Annotated in this window: 13 protein-coding genes and 2 pseudogenes; 10 read left to right on the forward strand and 5 right to left on the reverse strand. The window is 68.2% G+C overall.

The genetic code is table 11. The features are described 5' to 3' along the window. Positions 1-3: 3 nt before the first annotated feature. Positions 4-861 (forward strand): TIGR02569 family protein, encoded by an 858-nt coding sequence (locus tag M5I08_RS09350; RefSeq protein ID WP_219067365.1) that lies wholly within the window; start codon positions 4-6, stop codon positions 859-861. Between the two features lie 77 nt (positions 862-938). Here the strand turns inward: M5I08_RS09350 and M5I08_RS09355 are convergent, their stop codons facing one another. The 4 genes and pseudogenes from M5I08_RS09355 to M5I08_RS09370 all read right to left on the reverse strand — a co-directional run bounded on the left by M5I08_RS09355 (position 939) and on the right by M5I08_RS09370 (position 3,377). Then, positions 939-1,235, reverse strand: coding sequence for an MGMT family protein (locus tag M5I08_RS09355; protein WP_219067366.1), 297 nt, complete (start codon positions 1,233-1,235; stop codon positions 939-941). A gap of 2 nt (positions 1,236-1,237) precedes the next feature. Next, complete coding sequence (locus tag M5I08_RS09360; protein WP_249763214.1) at positions 1,238-2,017, reverse strand: alpha/beta fold hydrolase; 780 nt, start codon at positions 2,015-2,017, stop codon at positions 1,238-1,240. A 433-nt stretch (positions 2,018-2,450) separates the two neighbouring features. Beyond that, positions 2,451-2,975, reverse strand: a pseudogene (locus M5I08_RS09365) (NAD(P)(+) transhydrogenase (Re/Si-specific) subunit beta); the annotation flags it as partial. A 183-nt stretch (positions 2,976-3,158) separates the two neighbouring features. Continuing rightward, the gene (locus M5I08_RS09370; RefSeq protein WP_249763215.1) at positions 3,159-3,377 is read right to left on the reverse strand and encodes a hypothetical protein; all 219 of its coding nucleotides are present in this window, start codon (positions 3,375-3,377) and stop codon (positions 3,159-3,161) included. A 250-nt stretch (positions 3,378-3,627) separates the two neighbouring features. Here M5I08_RS09370 and M5I08_RS09375 point away from each other — a divergent pair, with 250 nt between their 5' ends. From M5I08_RS09375 to M5I08_RS09410, 9 genes are all read left to right on the forward strand, one after another. After that, positions 3,628-5,298 (forward strand): nitrite/sulfite reductase, encoded by a 1,671-nt coding sequence (locus M5I08_RS09375; RefSeq protein WP_219069685.1) that lies wholly within the window; start codon positions 3,628-3,630, stop codon positions 5,296-5,298. Beyond that, on the forward strand, positions 5,295-6,038 hold the full coding sequence (locus M5I08_RS09380) for a phosphoadenylyl-sulfate reductase (protein ID WP_219069683.1): 744 nt from the start codon (positions 5,295-5,297) through the stop codon (positions 6,036-6,038). Before M5I08_RS09375 ends, M5I08_RS09380 begins: the two co-directional genes overlap by 4 nt. Beyond that, complete coding sequence (locus tag M5I08_RS09385; RefSeq protein WP_219069681.1) at positions 6,035-6,751, forward strand: sirohydrochlorin chelatase; 717 nt, start codon at positions 6,035-6,037, stop codon at positions 6,749-6,751. Before M5I08_RS09380 ends, M5I08_RS09385 begins: the two co-directional genes overlap by 4 nt. A gap of 284 nt (positions 6,752-7,035) precedes the next feature. After that, a complete protein-coding gene (locus tag M5I08_RS26680) occupies positions 7,036-7,467 on the forward strand; it encodes an anti-sigma factor antagonist (RefSeq protein WP_219069679.1) in 432 nt (143 codons plus the stop codon). Between the two features lie 128 nt (positions 7,468-7,595). Further along, positions 7,596-7,784, forward strand: coding sequence for a hypothetical protein (locus tag M5I08_RS09390; protein ID WP_219069677.1), 189 nt, complete (start codon positions 7,596-7,598; stop codon positions 7,782-7,784). Continuing rightward, complete coding sequence (gene zwf, locus M5I08_RS09395; RefSeq protein WP_219069675.1) at positions 7,781-9,334, forward strand: glucose-6-phosphate dehydrogenase; 1,554 nt, start codon at positions 7,781-7,783, stop codon at positions 9,332-9,334. The genes M5I08_RS09390 and zwf overlap by 4 nt, the downstream gene beginning before the upstream one ends. Positions 9,335-9,383: 49 nt before the next feature. Continuing rightward, on the forward strand, positions 9,384-10,295 hold the full coding sequence (gene opcA / locus M5I08_RS09400) for a glucose-6-phosphate dehydrogenase assembly protein OpcA (protein ID WP_219069673.1): 912 nt from the start codon (positions 9,384-9,386) through the stop codon (positions 10,293-10,295). A 297-nt stretch (positions 10,296-10,592) separates the two neighbouring features. Beyond that, positions 10,593-13,739 (forward strand): ATP-dependent helicase, encoded by a 3,147-nt coding sequence (locus tag M5I08_RS09405; protein WP_219069671.1) that lies wholly within the window; start codon positions 10,593-10,595, stop codon positions 13,737-13,739. Beyond that, positions 13,736-17,044 (forward strand): ATP-dependent helicase, encoded by a 3,309-nt coding sequence (locus M5I08_RS09410; RefSeq protein WP_219069669.1) that lies wholly within the window; start codon positions 13,736-13,738, stop codon positions 17,042-17,044. The genes M5I08_RS09405 and M5I08_RS09410 overlap by 4 nt, the downstream gene beginning before the upstream one ends. Here the strand turns inward: M5I08_RS09410 and M5I08_RS09415 are convergent. Beyond that, positions 17,041-17,435, reverse strand: a pseudogene (locus M5I08_RS09415) (DoxX family protein). The gene M5I08_RS09410 and the pseudogene M5I08_RS09415 overlap by 4 nt on opposite strands. Positions 17,436-17,452 lie beyond the last annotated feature (17 nt).

Genomic DNA, 17,452 nt, shown 5'->3' on the forward strand with positions numbered 1-17,452 from the left:
TGCATGACTGTCGAACCGCCGCCCGAGCATGTGCTGGCGGCGTTCGGGTTGAGTGGTGTGCGGCCCATCCCGTTGGGAGCCAGCTGGGAAGGCGGCTGGCGGTGCGGCGAAGTGGTGCTGTCGATGGTCGCCGACAACGCGCGCGCCGCCTGGTCCGCGCGGGTGCGAGAGACGCTGTTCGTCGACGGCGTGCGGTTGGCCCGGCCGGTCCGGTCGACCGACGGGCGCTACGTGGTTTCCGGCTGGCGAGCAGACACTTTTGTGGCCGGTCAGCCCGAGCCCCGGCATGACGAGGTGGTGTCGGCGGCGGTGCGGCTGCACGAGGCCACCGGCAAGCTGGAGCGGCCCCGGTTCCTCACCCAGAGGCCGACGGCGGGAACGTGGGCCGATGTCGACGTCTTCATCGCCGCAGACTGCGCCGCCTGGGAGGAACGGCCATTGCAGTCGGTGCCGGCGACGGCGCTCGCGGCGTCACCAACCGCGGACGGGCAGCGGTCGGTGGAGTTGATCAATCAGCTTGCCGGACTGCGGCGGCCAACCAAGAGCCCCAGCCAGCTGGTGGACGGCGATCTCTACGGCACGGTGCTGTTCGCGGGCGCTGCTGCCCCGGGGATCACCGACATCACGCCGTACTGGCGGCCCGCGTCATGGGCGGCAGGAGTCGTCGTCGTCGACGCGTTGTCCTGGGGCGAGGCTGACGAAGGACTGATCGAACGCTGGAATGCTTTGCCGGAATGGCCACAGATGTTACTGCGTGCGTTGATGTTTCGGCTCGCAGTCCATGCGCTGCACCCGCGTTCGACGGTGGCCGCCTTCCCGGGGCTGGCCCGAACGGCTGCCCTGGTGCGTCTGATCCTCTAGGCGATTAGGCATCGCCGAGTGCGGGGTTAATGCACGCGTCTGGCGAAAAAGCGTGACGCAAGCCAACACTCGGGCGGCTAAAACTCATAGCGGACCTCGTCCAGCGCGATCCTGCCGTCGGCGGCCAGAATTCCTTCGGCCCGCAGCAGTTCCAATTGCCGGGTCCTCAGATGCCGGGCGGGTCGACCGGAGGCCGTTATCACCCGATGCCAGGGCGGGTCGGAGGAATCCGTGCGCATGATCCAGCCGACAATGCGGGGGCTGGAAAGCTCTGCGACAGCGGCAATATCACCGTAGGTGGCGACTCGGCCGGCCGGTATCGACGCGACCAGCGCGCGCACCCGCTCGACCTGCTCCCCGGTGACCGGCGCCACTGTCAGCGCATCCGCTCTCGGATCAAGGCGGCGACTTCGGCCGGCTTGGCCTCCGCCACCATGTGATGGCAGTCGAAGTCGATCAGGGCAAACTCGGCTCCCAATCGGTTCCGCAGACCGACGATCAGCTGGTCGGTGACATACGGTGGCGAGGTCCACGCCGCCCGCACCACCGTTGTGCTGATCCGGTTGGGCGGCAACACAATCTCGCGGGCCAACTCGCTCCAATAAGACATCATCGCGGGCAGGCTGACCCGCCAACCGTATCGCCCGCCGGGCAGCGCGACGAGGTGCTCGTCGACTTCGGCGTCGAGCACGGCGGGGTCCACATCTGCCCAGGAGCCGGTGGCCTTCTCGGCGCGGGCTTCCGCCGCGTCCGGGTAGTCAGGCGAGGCCAGCATGGCGTCTGCGATCTCACGCATCCACGCCCCGTCCAAGCCGATCGCCGGGTCCAGCAGCACCATCGCAGCCACCCGGTCGGGATGTGCAGCGGCCAGGTGTAGCGCGACCGCGCTCCCGAACGAATGCGCTACCACCACTACCGGCCCATCGGCGTGCTGCTCGAGCAGCGCAGCCAGGGCCGCGACATTGCCATCGATGGTCCACGGTGCCGCCCACGACGACCTGCCATGACCAATCAAATCGGGCGCCACAACGGGGATCTCGGTCAGGTACTGACGCGCCAGCGGCTGCCAGCGTTTCCCGTGGCCGGTCAGCCCGTGGAGTGCCAGTACTCGCACGGGACCAAAAGGGCCGTAGCGGTGCACGTGCAGCCGAGTCACGCGTTGATGGTGCCAGTTCGATGCCCGGCGATGGCTGGCGGCGCCAACTGGCCGGTTCTGCCCACTGGTCACGAGGCAGTCTGATTGTGCATCAAACAACCAGACAGGAGGCCGAAGGTGGACGACGCTCCGCTGGAGGATCTGGAACAGCAGCGGGCGCGACTGTACGCGCAGCCGGCCGCGACCGGCGATTTCCGGCGCAGCTCGATCAGCGAGAATTACCGCCGCTGCGGCAAGCCGTATGCGGCCGGGCCTGGATGTGCGGGTGGCGTTTTGCGAGCAAAACGGCCGTCGTGCACTTTCGGTGAGGTTGGTTACCGATGGGCTCAGATTGCGACTGTGCTGAATTGGCCAGGAGGCCGAGGATTGGAGCCAGCGGCGCCGCGTCTTTAGTCTGGCGGCGAGGTCATTGATGTGGTGTAGCTGAACAACTGCCGCAGATCGGGCTGGACGCTTCGTTGCGGGCGGCCGGGTTGGTGACGTCGTTGGCGCCGATGACGATCGCGACGTCGGTGCGGGCGAACTCGTCGTTGATGTCGTCCATGTCTTTCATCGCGTCGTAGTCGACCTCGGCCTCGGCCAGCAGCACGTTCATGTGGCCCGGCATCCGCCCGGCGACCGGGTGAATCGCGTACTTGACCGGCACGCCCTTCTCCTCGAGAAGGTTGGCCATGCCCTTGACGGCGTGCTGCGCTTGCGCGACCGCCAAGCCGTAGCCCGGCACGACGATCACTTGGTTGGCGTAGGCCATCTGAATCGCCGCATCAGCGGCCGAGGTGGACTTGACCGTCTTGTCGCCGTCCGCGCCGGCGGCCGGGGCGAGGCCGCCACCGCCGAAACCCCCCGCGACGATCGCCGGGATGGAGCGGTTCATCGCCGCGGCCATCAGGTTGGTCAGGATCGACCCGGAGGCGCCTTCGATCATCCCGGCGACGATCATCGCGGTGTTGTTCAGCGCCGCGCGGCAACGGTCGCCGGTTGATCCACTTCGGGGCGGCCTTGGCGTAGGCGATCGACTCGCACCACGCCGGTTCGCGTTCGGCCAGCCAGTTCGACACGGGTTTGGCCGAGCGGCCGTTGACCCGCGCCAACAGGCAGCCGGCACCGGTGATGTCGACCAGCCCGGTGTCGAGCCGATGTTTCATCGATTCCGGGCAGCCTGGTCGGCTCGGGGATCAGCGCCTAGCACCGGGTCGGCGGTCGCCGCGACCGCGTCGTCACAGGTGTTCCACGTGCAGCCGTAGGCGGCGGCGGTCGCGACCACCGCTTGATCGTCGTCGGGCACTGCGCCGGCCGTCTCGGAAATGCCGGACCGCCCGATCATTGCGGGTTGCCGGCGCCGTCGGTGTGGCGCGTACACAATGAACTGTTGTGGCCTCACAACGGCCGGACGGCTACCGATAGGGTCGTGGCCGGGGAAGCATCGTGGTCGTGACCCCGTAAAGTCAATCGAAACATGGTCGTCTACCGGCGCACGCCGATCGCTGGGGATGTCGATGTCGTGGGCTTGGCCGGATGTGGCCAGCACGCGGTCGCGTCGGTGTCGCCGGTGATTAGTTATCGGTGATGTGCGCGGTCCAAGACAATTTTTGTGAAGGAGATATGGGTCGATGAGCACACCTCGTCCCGCCAAGACTCGTAGTGAGGGCCAGTGGGCGCTCGGTGAGCGCGAGCCGCTCAACGACAGCGAGAAGTTCAAGCAAGAAGACGCGCCGTTGAATGTGCGAGAGCGCATCATCAACAAATACTCAAAAGAAGGTTTCGACAGCATCGCCAAGTCCGACTTGCGGGGGCGCTTCCGCTGGATGGGTATCTACACCCAACGCGAGCAGGGCTACGACGGCAGCTGGACCGGCGACGAGAACATCGACACCATCGAGGCCAAGTACTTCATGATGCGGGTGCGCACCGATGGCAAGCCGTTGTCGGCTCACACGATGCGCACGCTGGGGAAGATTTCCCAAGAATTCGGCCGTGATACCGCCGACATCGGTGACCGGGAAAACGTGCAGTTCCACTGGGTCGAAATCGAAAATGTGCCCGAGATCTGGGACCGGCTGGCTTCGGTCGGCTTGAGCACCACCGAGGCCTGCGGCGATTGCCCGCGCAGCTTCCACGGTTCGCCGCTGGCCGGCGAATCGGTCGACGAGGTGCTCGATCCTTCGCCGGCGATCGAGGAGATCCTCCGACGCTTCCTGGGTAATCCCGACTACGCGAACCTGCCGCGCAAGTACAAGACCGCGATATCGGGTCTGCAGGATGTCTCCCACGAGACCCATGACGTCGCGTTCATCGGCGTCAATCACCCCGAGCGCGGCCCCGGGATGGACCTGTGGGTCGGCGGCGGTTTGTCGACCAACCCGATGCTGGCCCAGCGAGTCGGCGCGTGGGTTCCGCTCGACGAGGTGCCCGATGTATGGGAGGCGGTCACCAAGATCTTCCGCGACTACGGTTACCGGCGGCTGCGCTCCAAGGCCCGGCTGAAGTTCCTGGTCAAGGATTGGGGCATGGAAAAATTCCGTCAGGTTCTCGAGGACGAGTACCTTGGTCGCAAACTCATCGACGGTCCGGCTCCCGAGCGGCTCAAGCACCCGATCGACCACGTCGGGGTGCAGCGTCAGAAGAACGGCCTCAACGCGATCGGTGTTGCGCCGATCGCCGGTCGGGTGTCGGGCACCAAGTTGTGCGCGGTGGCCGACCTGATGGAGGAGGCCGGATCGGACCGGGCTCGGCTCACCGCGTACCAGAAGCTGGTCATCCTGGATGTGCCCGACGACAAGGTCGAGGCGATGGTGGCCGGGCTGGATAAGCTGGGGTTGCCGTCGCGGCCGTCGCATTGGCGACGGAACATGATGGCCTGCAGCGGTATCGAGTTCTGTAAGTTGTCGTTCGCCGAAACCCGGGTACACGCGCAGACGCTGGTGCCCGAGCTGGAGCAGCGGCTTGGCGATATCAACGCCCAGCTTGACGTGCCGATTACGGTGCACCTCAACGGTTGCCCCAACTCATGCGCCCGTGTTCAGGTAGCCGACATCGGCTTTAAGGGTCAGATGGTCGACGACGGCCACGGCGGCTCGGTCGAGGGCTTCCAGGTGCATCTGGGCGGCAGCCTCGGTTTTGAGGACAGCGATTTCGGCCGCAAGCTGCGCCAGCACAAGGTCACCGGTGACGAGCTCGGCGACTACATCGATCGGGTGGTGCGTAAATTTGTCGAACAGCGCCAAGACGGCGAACGCTTCGCGCAGTGGGCGATGCGGGCCGACGAGGCGGAGCTGCGATGACCGTGGAGGGAAGGACATTTACCGAGCAGGAGCTGCGCGATTTGGCCGAGCGCGGCGCCAAGGACCTCGACGGCGCCAGCGCGATCGACGTGTTGCGCTGGACCGATGAGAACTTCGGTGGCGGCAATGGTTCTCGCGACTGGGCTGCCTGCCGGTACGTGGTCGCGTCCAACATGCAGGACGCCGTGTTAGTGGATCTGGCCGCCAAGGTCCGCCCGGGCGTGCCAATCCTTTTCTTGGACACCGGCTATCACTTCGCCGAGACCGTCGGCACCCGCGACGCGGCCGAAACCGTGTACGACATCCACGTGCTCAACGTCGCCCCCGAGCACACGGTGACCGAGCAGGACGAACTTCTCGGCAAGGATCTGTTCTCCCGCGACCCACACGAGTGCTGCCGGCTGCGCAAGGTGGTTCCGTTGACCAAGGCGCTGAGCGGCTACCACGCCTGGGTGACCGGGCTGCGTCGTGTCGATGCTCCCACCCGCGCCAACGCGCCGCTGATCAGTTTCGACGAGGCGTTCAAGCTGGTGAAAATCAACCCGCTGGTCGGCTGGTCGGATCAGGACATGGCCGACTACATCGCCGAAAACAATGTGCTGGTCAACCCGTTGGTCGAGGAAGGTTACCCGTCGATCGGCTGCGCCCCGTGCACCACGAAGCCGGCCTTGGGCGCCGACCCGCGCAGCGGACGCTGGCAGGGGCAGTCCAAGACCGAATGCGGATTGCATAGCTCATGAGCACGCTGGTGCTCACCGCGCACGGCAGCAAAGATCCGAGATCGGCTGCCAATGTGTGCGCCGTCGCCGGATTAGTCGAGCGAATGCGGCCGGGCCTGGATGTGCGGGTGGCATTCTGCGAGCAAAACGCGCCGAATCTCGTTGACGTGCTTGCCGGCTTGCCGGATGGCCGCCGTGCGGTGGTGGCGCCCTTGCTGTTGGCCAGCGCCTACCACGCTCGCGTGGACATCCCGAAGCAGATCACGCGTGCCGGTGCGCATGGCGTGCGGCAGGCCGACGTCTTGGGCGAGGATGACCGATTGGTCTCGGTGGCGCGCGAGCGGCTCGCCGAGGTCGGCGTTTCCGGTCGCGACCGCGGCTTGGGTGTGCTGATGGTCGCGATCGGCTCGTCGGATGGCGCTGTGAACGCGCGTACCGCAACGGTGGCGGCAAAGCTGGCTGCAGGCACCCAATGGGTCGGTGCCACAATGGCTTTCGCGACTGGCCCGCAGCCCTCGGTGGCACAGGCGGTCGAACGATTGCGGTGCCGCGGCGCCCGTCGGCTCGTCATCGCACCGTGGTTCTTGGCGCCGGGACTCTTGCCCGACCGGGTGCAGGCCTACGCGCGGAAGGCCGGGATCGTGATGGCGGCGCCGCTGGGCGCGGACCGGCTGGTGGCCGAGACCGTACTGGACCGCTACGAGCAGACGGTGGCCGCGCGAACTGCGGCCTGAACTCCGCTCGATTTTTGGCGACGGCTAGCAATGCTGTGCCGGCCAGCTTATTTGTTCGCGTTAGGTGTGCGGCTGGTGATCTGCCGAGCAGGTGCCCGCACGGCCACCGGCGGGCGGGATTCGGTCCCCGGCCCGGGATAAGCTCGAAGTTGGCGGCGGACGCGTCGGGCTGGAGGACAGGACGGCGGCGCGCAAAGCCGCCGCGGAAGACGGCGTTCGGCAAGATTCCGATTGACGAAACACGCTGCGCTGCGCGGTACGACACCGGGAAGAAATGCGGAACTATGCTTGAAAGTAGCTGTTCGGAGGTCGCGTCGGGAACCGCCCCGAGTGCGCCGCTTGTAGGTGCGCACACGACGCTGCGCGCCGCGTGCGAACGAAACGGGCCGGCCGTCGTCGTCCGGACGTGCGGCGACGTAGATGCCAGCAACGAAGATGCCTGGCGTGCAGTGCTGAGTAAGACGGCCGCGACCGTCAGTGCGCCGGGTCCGCTCGTATTCGACATTCGCCACATGCATTTCGTGGGATGCGGTGCGATCCTCGTGTTGGCCCAGGAGGCGCGACGGTGTCGACGCCGTGGCGTTCCCTTGCATCTGGTGAATGATCAGCCGGTCGTGGTTCGGGTTTTAACCGCCGGGGGACTGCGTCCGTTGCTGTCGATTCATCCGACGGTTGAAACGGCATTGGCGGGGGCGATTCCCCCCGCGGCAACCTAAAGAGGTGGCAGCCCGAAAGTAGGCGTAAACGGTTTTGCGGCTGATGCCGAATTCCTTTGCCAACGCGGTTTTTTCTTCGCCACGGGCGGCGCAGTCGATGAGTGCGCGGATCCGATACTATTGACACCATGCCCGAGAAGACCCTTGGTGTCGTCGCCACCGCTGCCCAGCAGATGTTCGACGATCTGCAATCGGTCGGCGTCGACTTGACCGAGGTGTTCTTCGTCTCGGAAAACGAACGCGTCGAAAAGCTCCAACAGTCCTGGACCCAACTGCTGGCCGAAACTCGAACGCAGCTTTCCCCCGCCGCCGAATGAGCCCGGCTGGCACCCAGCATAGCGCCGGGCAGCGGCGCAACCCGCTGCGGGACAAACGCGACAAGCGGCTGCCGCGGATCGCGGGGCCGTGCGCGATGGTCCTTTTCGGTGTGACCGGTGACTTGGCCCGTAAAAAAGTGCTGCCGGCCGTCTACGACCTGGCCAACTACGGGCTGTTGCCGCATACGTTCGCGCTGGTCGGTTTCGGCCGCCGGGACTGGACCCACGACGATTTCCGCCGGATGGCCCGCGGCGCGGTCGAAGAAAACGCCCGCACAGCGTTTCGGCCGCCGATCTGGGACCGGCTCGCCGACGGGTTGCGCTTCACGCAAGGCACTTTCGACGACGACAAGGCATTCGCGCAACTCGCGCACACCCTGGCCGGCCTCGACGCCGAGCGCGGTACCGACGGCAACCACGCTTTCTACCTGGCGATCCCGCCCAAAGATTTCCCGGCGGTGTGCGGGCAGCTGGACAAAGCCGGGCTGGCGCGCTCGCAGAGCGGCCGATGGAGCCGTGTGGTCGTCGAAAAACCGTTCGGCCACAACCTGGCGACTGCGCGTGAACTCGACGCGGTGCTGAACAGCGTCTTTCCGGAGGAGTCGGTGTTCCGCATCGACCACTACCTGGGCAAGGAGACGGTGCAAAACATCTTGGCGCTGCGGTTCGCCAATCAACTGTTCGACCCGATCTGGAACGCGCACTACGTCGACCACGTGCAGATCACCATGGCCGAAGACATCGGCTTGGGCGGGCGCGCCGGCTACTACGACGGAATCGGCGCCGTCCGCGACGTGATCCAAAACCACCTGCTGCAGCTGCTGGCGCTGACCGCGATGGAAGAGCCGGTGAGCTTTCGGCCCTCGGAATTGCAATCCGAGAAAATCAAGGTGCTCTCGGCGACGCGGCTGGCGCAGCCGCTGGACGAGACCACCTGCCGGGGGCAGTACACGGCGGGCTGGCAGGGCGCACAGCACGTGATCGGGTTGCTCGACGAAGAGGGGTTCGCCAAGGACTCCACCACTGAAACGTTCGCCGCCATCACGCTGGAGGTCGACAGTCGCCGCTGGGCCGGTGTGCCGTTTTACCTGCGCACCGGAAAGCGGCTGGGCCGCAGGGTAACCGAGATCGCGCTTGTCTTCAAACGACCCCCGCACCTGCCGTTCGACGACACCATGACCGACGAGCTCGGCGCGAACGCCCTGGTGATCCGAGTCCAGCCCGACGAAGGGATCACGCTGCGGTTCGGGTCCAAGGTGCCCGGCAGCGCCATGGAGGTTCGCGACGTCATCATGAACTTCTCCTACGGCGCGGCGTTCACCGAGGAGTCACCCGAAGCCTACGAGCGGCTGATCCTCGACGTGCTGTTCGGTGAGCCGTCGTTGTTCCCGGTCAACGAAGAAGTCGAATTATCCTGGGAGATCATCGAACCCGTTCTCGATAACTGGGCCGCATGCGGAAAGCCGGAGCCTTACGAGGCGGGTACGTGGGGCCCGCTGTCGGCGTTCGCCATGCTGCGCCGGGCCGGCCGGGAATGGCGGCGGCCGTGACCGGCGACGCGGGGGCGCCGCCCGCGTGCAGGAGGGAGAAGCGACGCCGATGATCATCGACCTGCCGGACACCCGCACCGCCGCGATCAGCGACAAGCTCAAAGAGTTACGGGAGAAGGTCGGCGTGGCCAGGATGGGCCGCATCCTCACGCTGGTCATCGCGCCGGAACGCGACGCGATGCTCGAGGAGTCCATCCAGGCCGCGACTGCCGCCAGCCATGAGCATCCCAGCAGGATCATCGCGGTGCGGATTGGCGACCGCAGCGCAGCTGACCCGCGGCTCGACGCTCAATTGCGCACCGGCGGCGACACCGCTGCGGCCGAGGTGGTGGTGCTGGCGCTGTCCGGGCCGGTCACCGAGCACGCCGGCAGCGTCGTGCTGCGCTTCTTGTTGCCGGACTTGCCGGTGGCGGTGTGGTGGCCGGAGAATGCACCGGCAGCGCCTGCTCGCGACCCGTTGGGCAAGCTCGCGAGCCGGCGTATCACCGACGCGACCAACGGCGCCGACCCGTTGTCGGCGATCACGAGCCGGCTGCCCGGGTACATGCCCGGCGACACCGATCTGGCGTGGAGCCGGATCACCTACTGGCGCGCGCTGCTGGCCTCGGCGATGGACCAGCCGCCGCACGAGCCGATCATTTCGGCGCTGGTGTCCGGGCTGCGGACCGAGCCGGCCCTGGACGTGTTGGCGGGCTGGCTGGCCAGCCGAACCGACGGGCCGGTGCGGCGAGCGGTGGGCGACCTGAAGGTCGAGCTGGTGCGCCCCACCGAAACGATGACGCTGAGCCGGCCACAGCACAGCGTGACGGTGACATTGAGCCGGACCGGAAAGCCCGACGCCCAGCTCCCGTTGGCGCGCAGGGACACCCCCGAATGCCTCGCCGAGGAATTACGGCACTGGACTCCCGATCCGATCTATGGCGAGGCGCTGGAAGGCATCGACCGGGTGCAGTACGTGTGAGCGTCGTCGTGGAGACGTTTCCCGACAGCTACGCGCTAGCCGCCACCCGATACCGGCACCCGCCCAGCTGCCCGAACAGTGAGAGCGGGGCGGGCCAACTGGTCATACAGTCGCGCCCGCTGCTGTTCCAGATCCTCCAGCGACTCGTCGCCCACCCGCGCCTCCTGTCTGATTGTGTGATACGCAACCAGACTGCACTTCCGGCCAGCCTCAACTCCCGCTACCTACATTCGCGTCGCACACCCCGCATCGTCGCCGGCCGGCGGACTTGTCGGACCCGTGTGGTGTCATGCGGCTATGTCTTACCGCTGGGATCCCGAGGCGCGCGCTGTGCTCGATCCCGGGCTGCGCGGCGTTGTGCGAGTGCTGGGCGGACCGGGGACCGGCAAGAGCTGCCTGTTGATCCACGCCGCGGCGGCGCGCATCGCCGCGGGCGCCGATCCGGAATCGGTGCTGCTGCTCACGGGTTCGGGCCGAATCGGGGTGAGTGCTCGCAGTACGTTGACGGCGACGTTGCTGCGCTCGCAGCAGGCCGGTCCGTGCCGCGCGGTGATCCGCGAACCGCTGGTGCGCAGCGTGCACAGCTACGCGTTCGCCGTGCTGCGGCTGGCAGCACAGCGCGCCGGCGCTCCGCCGCCTCGGCTGGTCACATCGGCGGAACAAGACGAGATCATCGCCGAGTTGCTCGCCGGCGACATGGCGGACGGCGCCGATGCGACCACGGCGTGGCCGGCGCAGCTGCGGGCCGCGCTGGGCACCGCGGGGTTCGCCGCCGAACTGCGCGAGCTGCTGACCCGCTGCGCCGAACGCGGTGTCGACCCGCAGCAGCTGCAGCGGCTGGGCCGGCTGTGCGGTCGCACGGAATGGGTGGCCGCGGGCCAGTTCGCGCACAACTACGAGCAAGTGATGCTGCTACGCGCCGCCGTCGGGACGGCTGCGCCGCGGGCGACCACGCTGGCCGTCGGAGCTGCCGAATTGGTCGGAGCGGCGCTCGAGGCGTTCGCGGTCGATCCCGAGTTGCTGGCCGCCGAACGCGCCCGGATCGGTGTTCTGCTGGTTGACGACGCGCAGCAACTCGACCCGCAAGCAGCACTGTTGGTGCGGATGCTGGCTGCCGGCGCGGAGTTGACGCTGCTCGCCGGTGACCCTTCCCAGGCGGTATTCGGCTTCCGCGGCGCCGAGCCGGCAGCTTTGCTGGGCGACGACGCGCCGTCGGTGGCGCTGACGACATCACACCGCTGCGCCCCAGCGGTCGCCCGGGCTATCTCAGGCATCGCCGGTCGCCTTTCAGGCGGTTGTGAAATCGAAGGAGCTGAAGGCGATTCCGGATCGGTGGCGGTGAGGCTGGCGGCGTCCGGGGGCGCGGAGGCGGCGCTGATCGCCGATTCTTTACGTCGCGCGCACCTGGTTGAGGGAGTGCCGTGGTCGCAGATGGCGGTCATCGTCAGGTCGGTTCCGCGCGCCGCCGCGGGGTTGTCGCTCGCGTTGATGCGCGCCGGAGTGCCGGTCGCCGCGCCGACGGTCTCGGGATCGCTGGCCGAGCAGCCCGCGCCGCAGGCGCTGCTGACGGTGCTGACCGCCGCCGCCGACGGGCTGGACGGTGAGCGTGCGCTGACACTGCTTACCGGGCCGATCGGACGGGTCGACCCGGTTTCACTGGGTCAGCTGCGACGGGCGCTGCGTCGCACCGAAGTGAGCGGGCCGCCAAGCGAATTCGCCGACCTGTTGGTGAATGCCCTTGGCGACGGGGGATTGTCCCGGCTGACCCCGACGCAGGCCCGGCCGCTGCGGCGGGTACGCGCGGTGCTGGACGCCGCCGCGCGCTCTCATGCGCGCGGCCAAGACCCGCGCTATACCCTCTGGGCGGCCTGGCACCGCTCAGGTTTGCAACGACGCTGGCTGGCCGCGTGTGAGCGGGGCGGACCGGTTGGCGCTCAGGCCGGCCGAGACCTCGACGCAGTGACGGCTCTGTTCGACGCCACTGACCGATACCTGTCCCGTACTGCCGGCGCGTCGCTGCCCGGGTTGATCGACCACCTGGCCGCGTTGCCGATGCCCGCGGCCGGTGGCGGACCTACGGCCGCGGCTGAGCAGGTCAGGGTGCTCAGTGCGCACGCGGCGCTCGGCCACGAGTGGGACCTGGTGGTCATCGCCGGCCTGCAGGAAGGCTTGTGGCCCAACACGATTCCACGCGGCGGCGTGCTCGGCACCCAACGGCTGCTCGACGTCCTGGACGGGATCACCGAGAACGCGTCGATGCGCGCACCGCTGCTCGCCGAGGAGCGGCGACTATTGGTGGCCGCGATGGGCCGGGCGCGGAATCGGTTGCTGGTCACGGCCGTGGGCGGGGAGGCAAGCGACGGCGGTGAGGCGGCCTTGCCGTCGCCGTTCTTCTCCGAGATCGCGCAATGGGACACCGGCGGCGCCGATGTTGCTTTAGTCGATGGCAGCGACCGGCTGCAACCGGTCACGGCGCCGCGGGTGCTCTCGACGGTGGCGGTGGTGGGCCGGCTGCGCGGAGTGGTGTGCGCACCGCAGGACGCGGTGAGCGACGCGCTACGCTCCTGTGCGGCAACGCAATTGGCCCGCCTTGCCGCGGCAGGCGTGCCAGGTGCAGACCCGGCCGGATGGTACGGCATGACGCCGCTCAGCAGCACCGAACCGTTGCGGAGCGGAGACGATCACGTGATCACGCTGACTCCGTCGAGCCTGCAGATGCTGACCGACTGCCCGCTGCGCTGGCTGGTCGAACGCCACGGCGGAACCGACGCCCGCGACCTGCGCTCAACGATCGGTTCGATGCTGCATGCGCTGATCGCCGAATCGGCAGGCAGCGAGTCGCAGCTGCTGGCCGCCTTGGAACGGGCCTGGCAGCATCTGCCCTTCGAATCCCGTTGGTATTCAGCCAACGAATTGACCCGGCATCGCGCGATGATCCAGACGTTCTTAGCGTGGCGGGCGCGGACGCGTAGCGAGCTGACCGAGGTCGGGGTAGAAGTCGACGTCGACGGCGTGCTCGACGGCCGCGGCGGTGCCAGTGTGCGGCTGCGCGGCCGGGTTGATCGGATCGAACGCGACGCGGCCGGCCGGCTGGTGATCGTCGACGTCAAGACCGGCAAGACGCCCGTCAGCAAGGATGATGCGCAACGACATGCGCAGCTCGCCGCTTACCAGCTGGCGGTGGCCGAGGGTCTGGTAGCGCACGGCGAGGAGCCGGGCGGCGCGCGATTGGTCTATCTGGGCCGCACCGGACCGGGCGGCGCGACTGAACGCGACCAGGACCCGTTGACGCCCGAGGCGCGCGCCGAGTGGCGCAACCTCGTCCGGGAGGCTGCCGAGGCGACGGCCGGGCCGCAATTCATCGCCCGGATCAACGACGGTTGTGCGCACTGTGCGCTGCGGCCGAGCTGCCCGGCTCACGCCGGCACCGAGGGGGCGGTATGACGACATCGGTTGCAGCTCGCTACACTCCCGCCGAATTAGCCTCTGCATTAGGTCTTTTCGCGCCGAGTGCGGAGCAGGCGGCGGTTATCGCTGCGCCGCCCGGGCCGCTGGTGGTCATCGCGGGGGCCGGCGCCGGCAAAACCGAGACAATGGCGGCGCGGGTGGTGTGGCTGGTCGCCAACGGCTACGCCGAACCCGGCCAGGTACTGGGTCTGACCTTCACCCGCAAGGCCGCCGGTCAGCTGCTGCGACGGGTCCGATCCCGCCTGTCCCGGCTGGGCGGCACCGGATTGACAATCGGCAGCCGGCCGGGCCCGCCACCGGGTGAACCCGCCGGCGCCCCAGTCGTGAGCACCTATCACGCTTTCGCCGGCCAGCTGCTGCGCGACTACGGCCTGATGTCCGCGGACGCGGCAAAGCGCGCACAGCCCGTCGAGCCGGACACCCGGCTGCTCGACGAGACCGAACTGTGGCAGCTGGCGTTCGATGTCGTCAACGGATATCCCGGGGAGCTGAACACCGACAAGGCCCCGGCCGCGGTCACCTCGATGGTGCTGCGGCTGTCGGGTCAACTCGCCGAGCACTTGGTCGACACCGATCAGCTGCGCGATACGCATCTCGAGCTCGAACGGCTCGTGCACACCCTGCCTGCGGGCCGCTACCAACGCGGCGGACCCAGTCAGTGGCTGCTACGGATGCTGGCCACCCAGGCCGAGCGTGCGGAGCTGGTGCCGCTCATCGACGCCTTGCACCGCCGGATGCGGGCCGAGAAGGTGATGGACTTCGGCATGCAAATGGCTTACGCCGCGCGCCTGGCAACCGCCGTCCCGAAGGTCGGCGAGCAACTGCGCGGGCGCTACCGGGTGGTGTTGCTCGACGAATACCAAGACACCGGATTTGCCCAACGGATGCTGTTGTCGTCGCTGTTCGGCGGGGGAGTCGACGATCAGTTGGCGCTGACCGCCGTCGGCGACCCAATCCAATCGATCTATGGGTGGCGTGGCGCCTCGGCGACCAACCTGCCCCGGTTCAGCACCGACTTCCCGCGAACCGACGGCAGCCCGGCGCCGGTACTCGAACTGCTAACCAGCTGGCGCAATCCCCCGCGCACACTGCGCGTGGCCAACGCCGTGGCGGCGGACGCGCGGCGACGATCGGTGGCGGTGCGCGCGCTTCGTTCTCGCCCCGGTGCTGGGCCCGGCACCGTCTGCTGCGCGCTGCTGGCTGACGTGCAGGCCGAGCGGGAGTGGGTCGCCGATCATCTGCATCGGCGCTATCAGCGGGCCGCCGACGACGGTGTCGCACCCCCGACCGCCGCGATCTTGGTGCGGCGCAACGCCGATGCCGCACCGATGGCGGCCGCGCTGCGCGCGCGCGGCGTCCCGGTGGAGGTCGTCGGGCTGGCCGGATTGCTGTCGGTGCCCGAGGTCGCCGACGTGGTCGCGATGCTGCGGCTGGTTGCCGACCCGAGTGCCGGTACAGCCGCAATGCGGGTTCTCACCGGTCCCCGGTGGCGGCTCGCAGCCCGCGACATCGCCGCGCTGTGGCGCCGCGCCGTGGCGATAGACGGCGGGCCTGCAGCGCGCAGCGGTGATACCGCCGAGCGGATCGCCGAGGCGGCCGGGCCGGAGGCTGAGGCCGCGGGCCTGGCCGACGCTGTCGCCGACCCGGGGCCGGCGAGCGAGTATTCGGTGGTCGGGTATCGGCGCATCGTTGCACTCGCCGAGGAGTTGAGCGTGCTGCGCGGCCATCTCGGCCATCCACTTCCCGACCTGGTCGCCGAGGTGCGCAGGCTGCTCGGCGTCGACTGTGAGGTCAGGGCGGCGATGCCCGCCGCGTCAGGGTGGTCGGGCGCCGAGCAGCTGGACGCCTTCGCCGACGTGGTCAGCCGCTACGCCGAGGCGGCGACCGCGGCCTGTCTCGACGGTTTGCTGGCCTACCTGGATGCGGCCACTGTCGTCGAGAACGGCTTGCCCCCGGCCCAGAGCGTCGTCGCCCACAATCGGGTGCAGGTGCTGACCGTGCACGCCGCTAAGGGTTTGGAATGGCAGCTGGTCGCCGTGCCTCACCTGTCGGCGGGAGTGTTCCCGTCGACCGCGCAGGCGCGCACCTGGCTGACCGACGCCGCGGACCTGCCGCCGCTGCTGCGCGGCGATCGCGCGTCGGCGGGTGCGCACGGCGTCCCGGTGCTGGACACGTCGGACGTGACCGATCGAAAGCAGCTGTCCGACAAGATATCCGCGCATCGTCGCCAGCTTGAGCAGCGTCGCCTCGACGAGGAACGCAGGCTGCTTTACGTGGCCATCACCCGCGCCGAAGACACCCTGCTGCTGTCCGGTCACCATTGGGGCGCCACCGGGATCAAGCCGCGCGGCCCGTCAAATTTCCTGACTGAGCTCAAAGACATCATCGACCGGTCGGCCGCCGCCGGCGAACCATGCGGTGTGATCGAGCAGTGGGCGCCAACGCCGGCCGATGGCGACCGAAACCCCCTGCGCGACAGCATTCATGAGGCGGTGTGGCCGGTCGATCCGCTGGACGGACGCAGCGCCGACGTGCAGCGCGGGGCCGCCCTGGTAGCCGCGGCGATGTCGGCGCATGCACCACCGCCGCCGGCCGACGCCGACACCGAATGTTGGGCCGCCGACGTCGATGCACTGCTGCGCGAGCGTGCCCGCGCCGCACACCAGCCGGCGCCAACGCTGCCGAGCCAACTGTCGGTCAGCAGCCTGGTGGACTTGGCCCGCGAGCCGAAGCACGCGGCACAGCGGCTGACGCGCCGGCTCCCGATGCGACCAGACCCGCACGCATTGCTGGGCAACGCATTTCACGAGTGGGTCCAGCGGTTCTACGGTGCCGAGCGGCTCTTCGACCTCACCGACCTGCCGGGCGCGGCGGACACCGACACTACGCAGCCCGATGCCGATGAGCTGGCCACGCTGCAGGCGGCGTTCCTCGCGTCACCGTGGGCTTCTCGGACGCCGGTGGACGTCGAGGTGCCGTTCGAAATGGCCATCGGCGACACCGTGGTGCGTGGCCGCATCGACGCGGTTTTCGCCGACCCCGACGGCGGCGCCACCGTGGTGGACTGGAAGACCGGTGAGCCCCCGCGGGCGCCGGAGGCCGCCCGACACGCCGCCATCCAGCTCGGCGTCTACCGGCTGGCCTGGGCTGCGCTACGCGGATGCCCGGAATCATTGGTGCGCACTGCGTTTCATTACGTGCGCCCTGGCGTCACCGTCGTCCCCGACGTGCTGCCGGGGCCCGACGAGCTGGCCGCGCTCCTGGCCCAGCCCGCCGGTTAGGCGTTGCGGCGTACCTTGAACGCCTCGGCGATCATCGGGATTGCAACGGCAGCCGGGCCAGCGCGGCGATGCGCATCGGGCATGGCTTGTCCCACCACAGTCGAACCATGTTGACGTTCGCCGGGAACACACCGACGAACAATGCCGCGGCCGCCAGTGCAGCGTTGCGCCGAGTCCGTCGGGCCAGCAGCAGGGCGCCGATCGTAACCTCGGCGACACCGCAAACATAGGTATAGAGCCGCGGACTGCCGGGCAGCTCGGCGCGGACGATCTCGTCGAACGGTTTCGGCGCCAAAAAGTGGACGGCGCCGACGCCGAGCAGCAGCGCCGCCATCCAGTATGCGGCTGCCTGGCTGGCGCCACGCTGAGCTATTGGTGTGGTGGCGGTCATGGTTACATTGTGTCGTG

The organism is Candidatus Mycobacterium methanotrophicum (genome assembly GCF_023515995.1).
Lineage (GTDB): Bacteria > Actinomycetota > Actinomycetes > Mycobacteriales > Mycobacteriaceae > Mycobacterium > Mycobacterium methanotrophicum.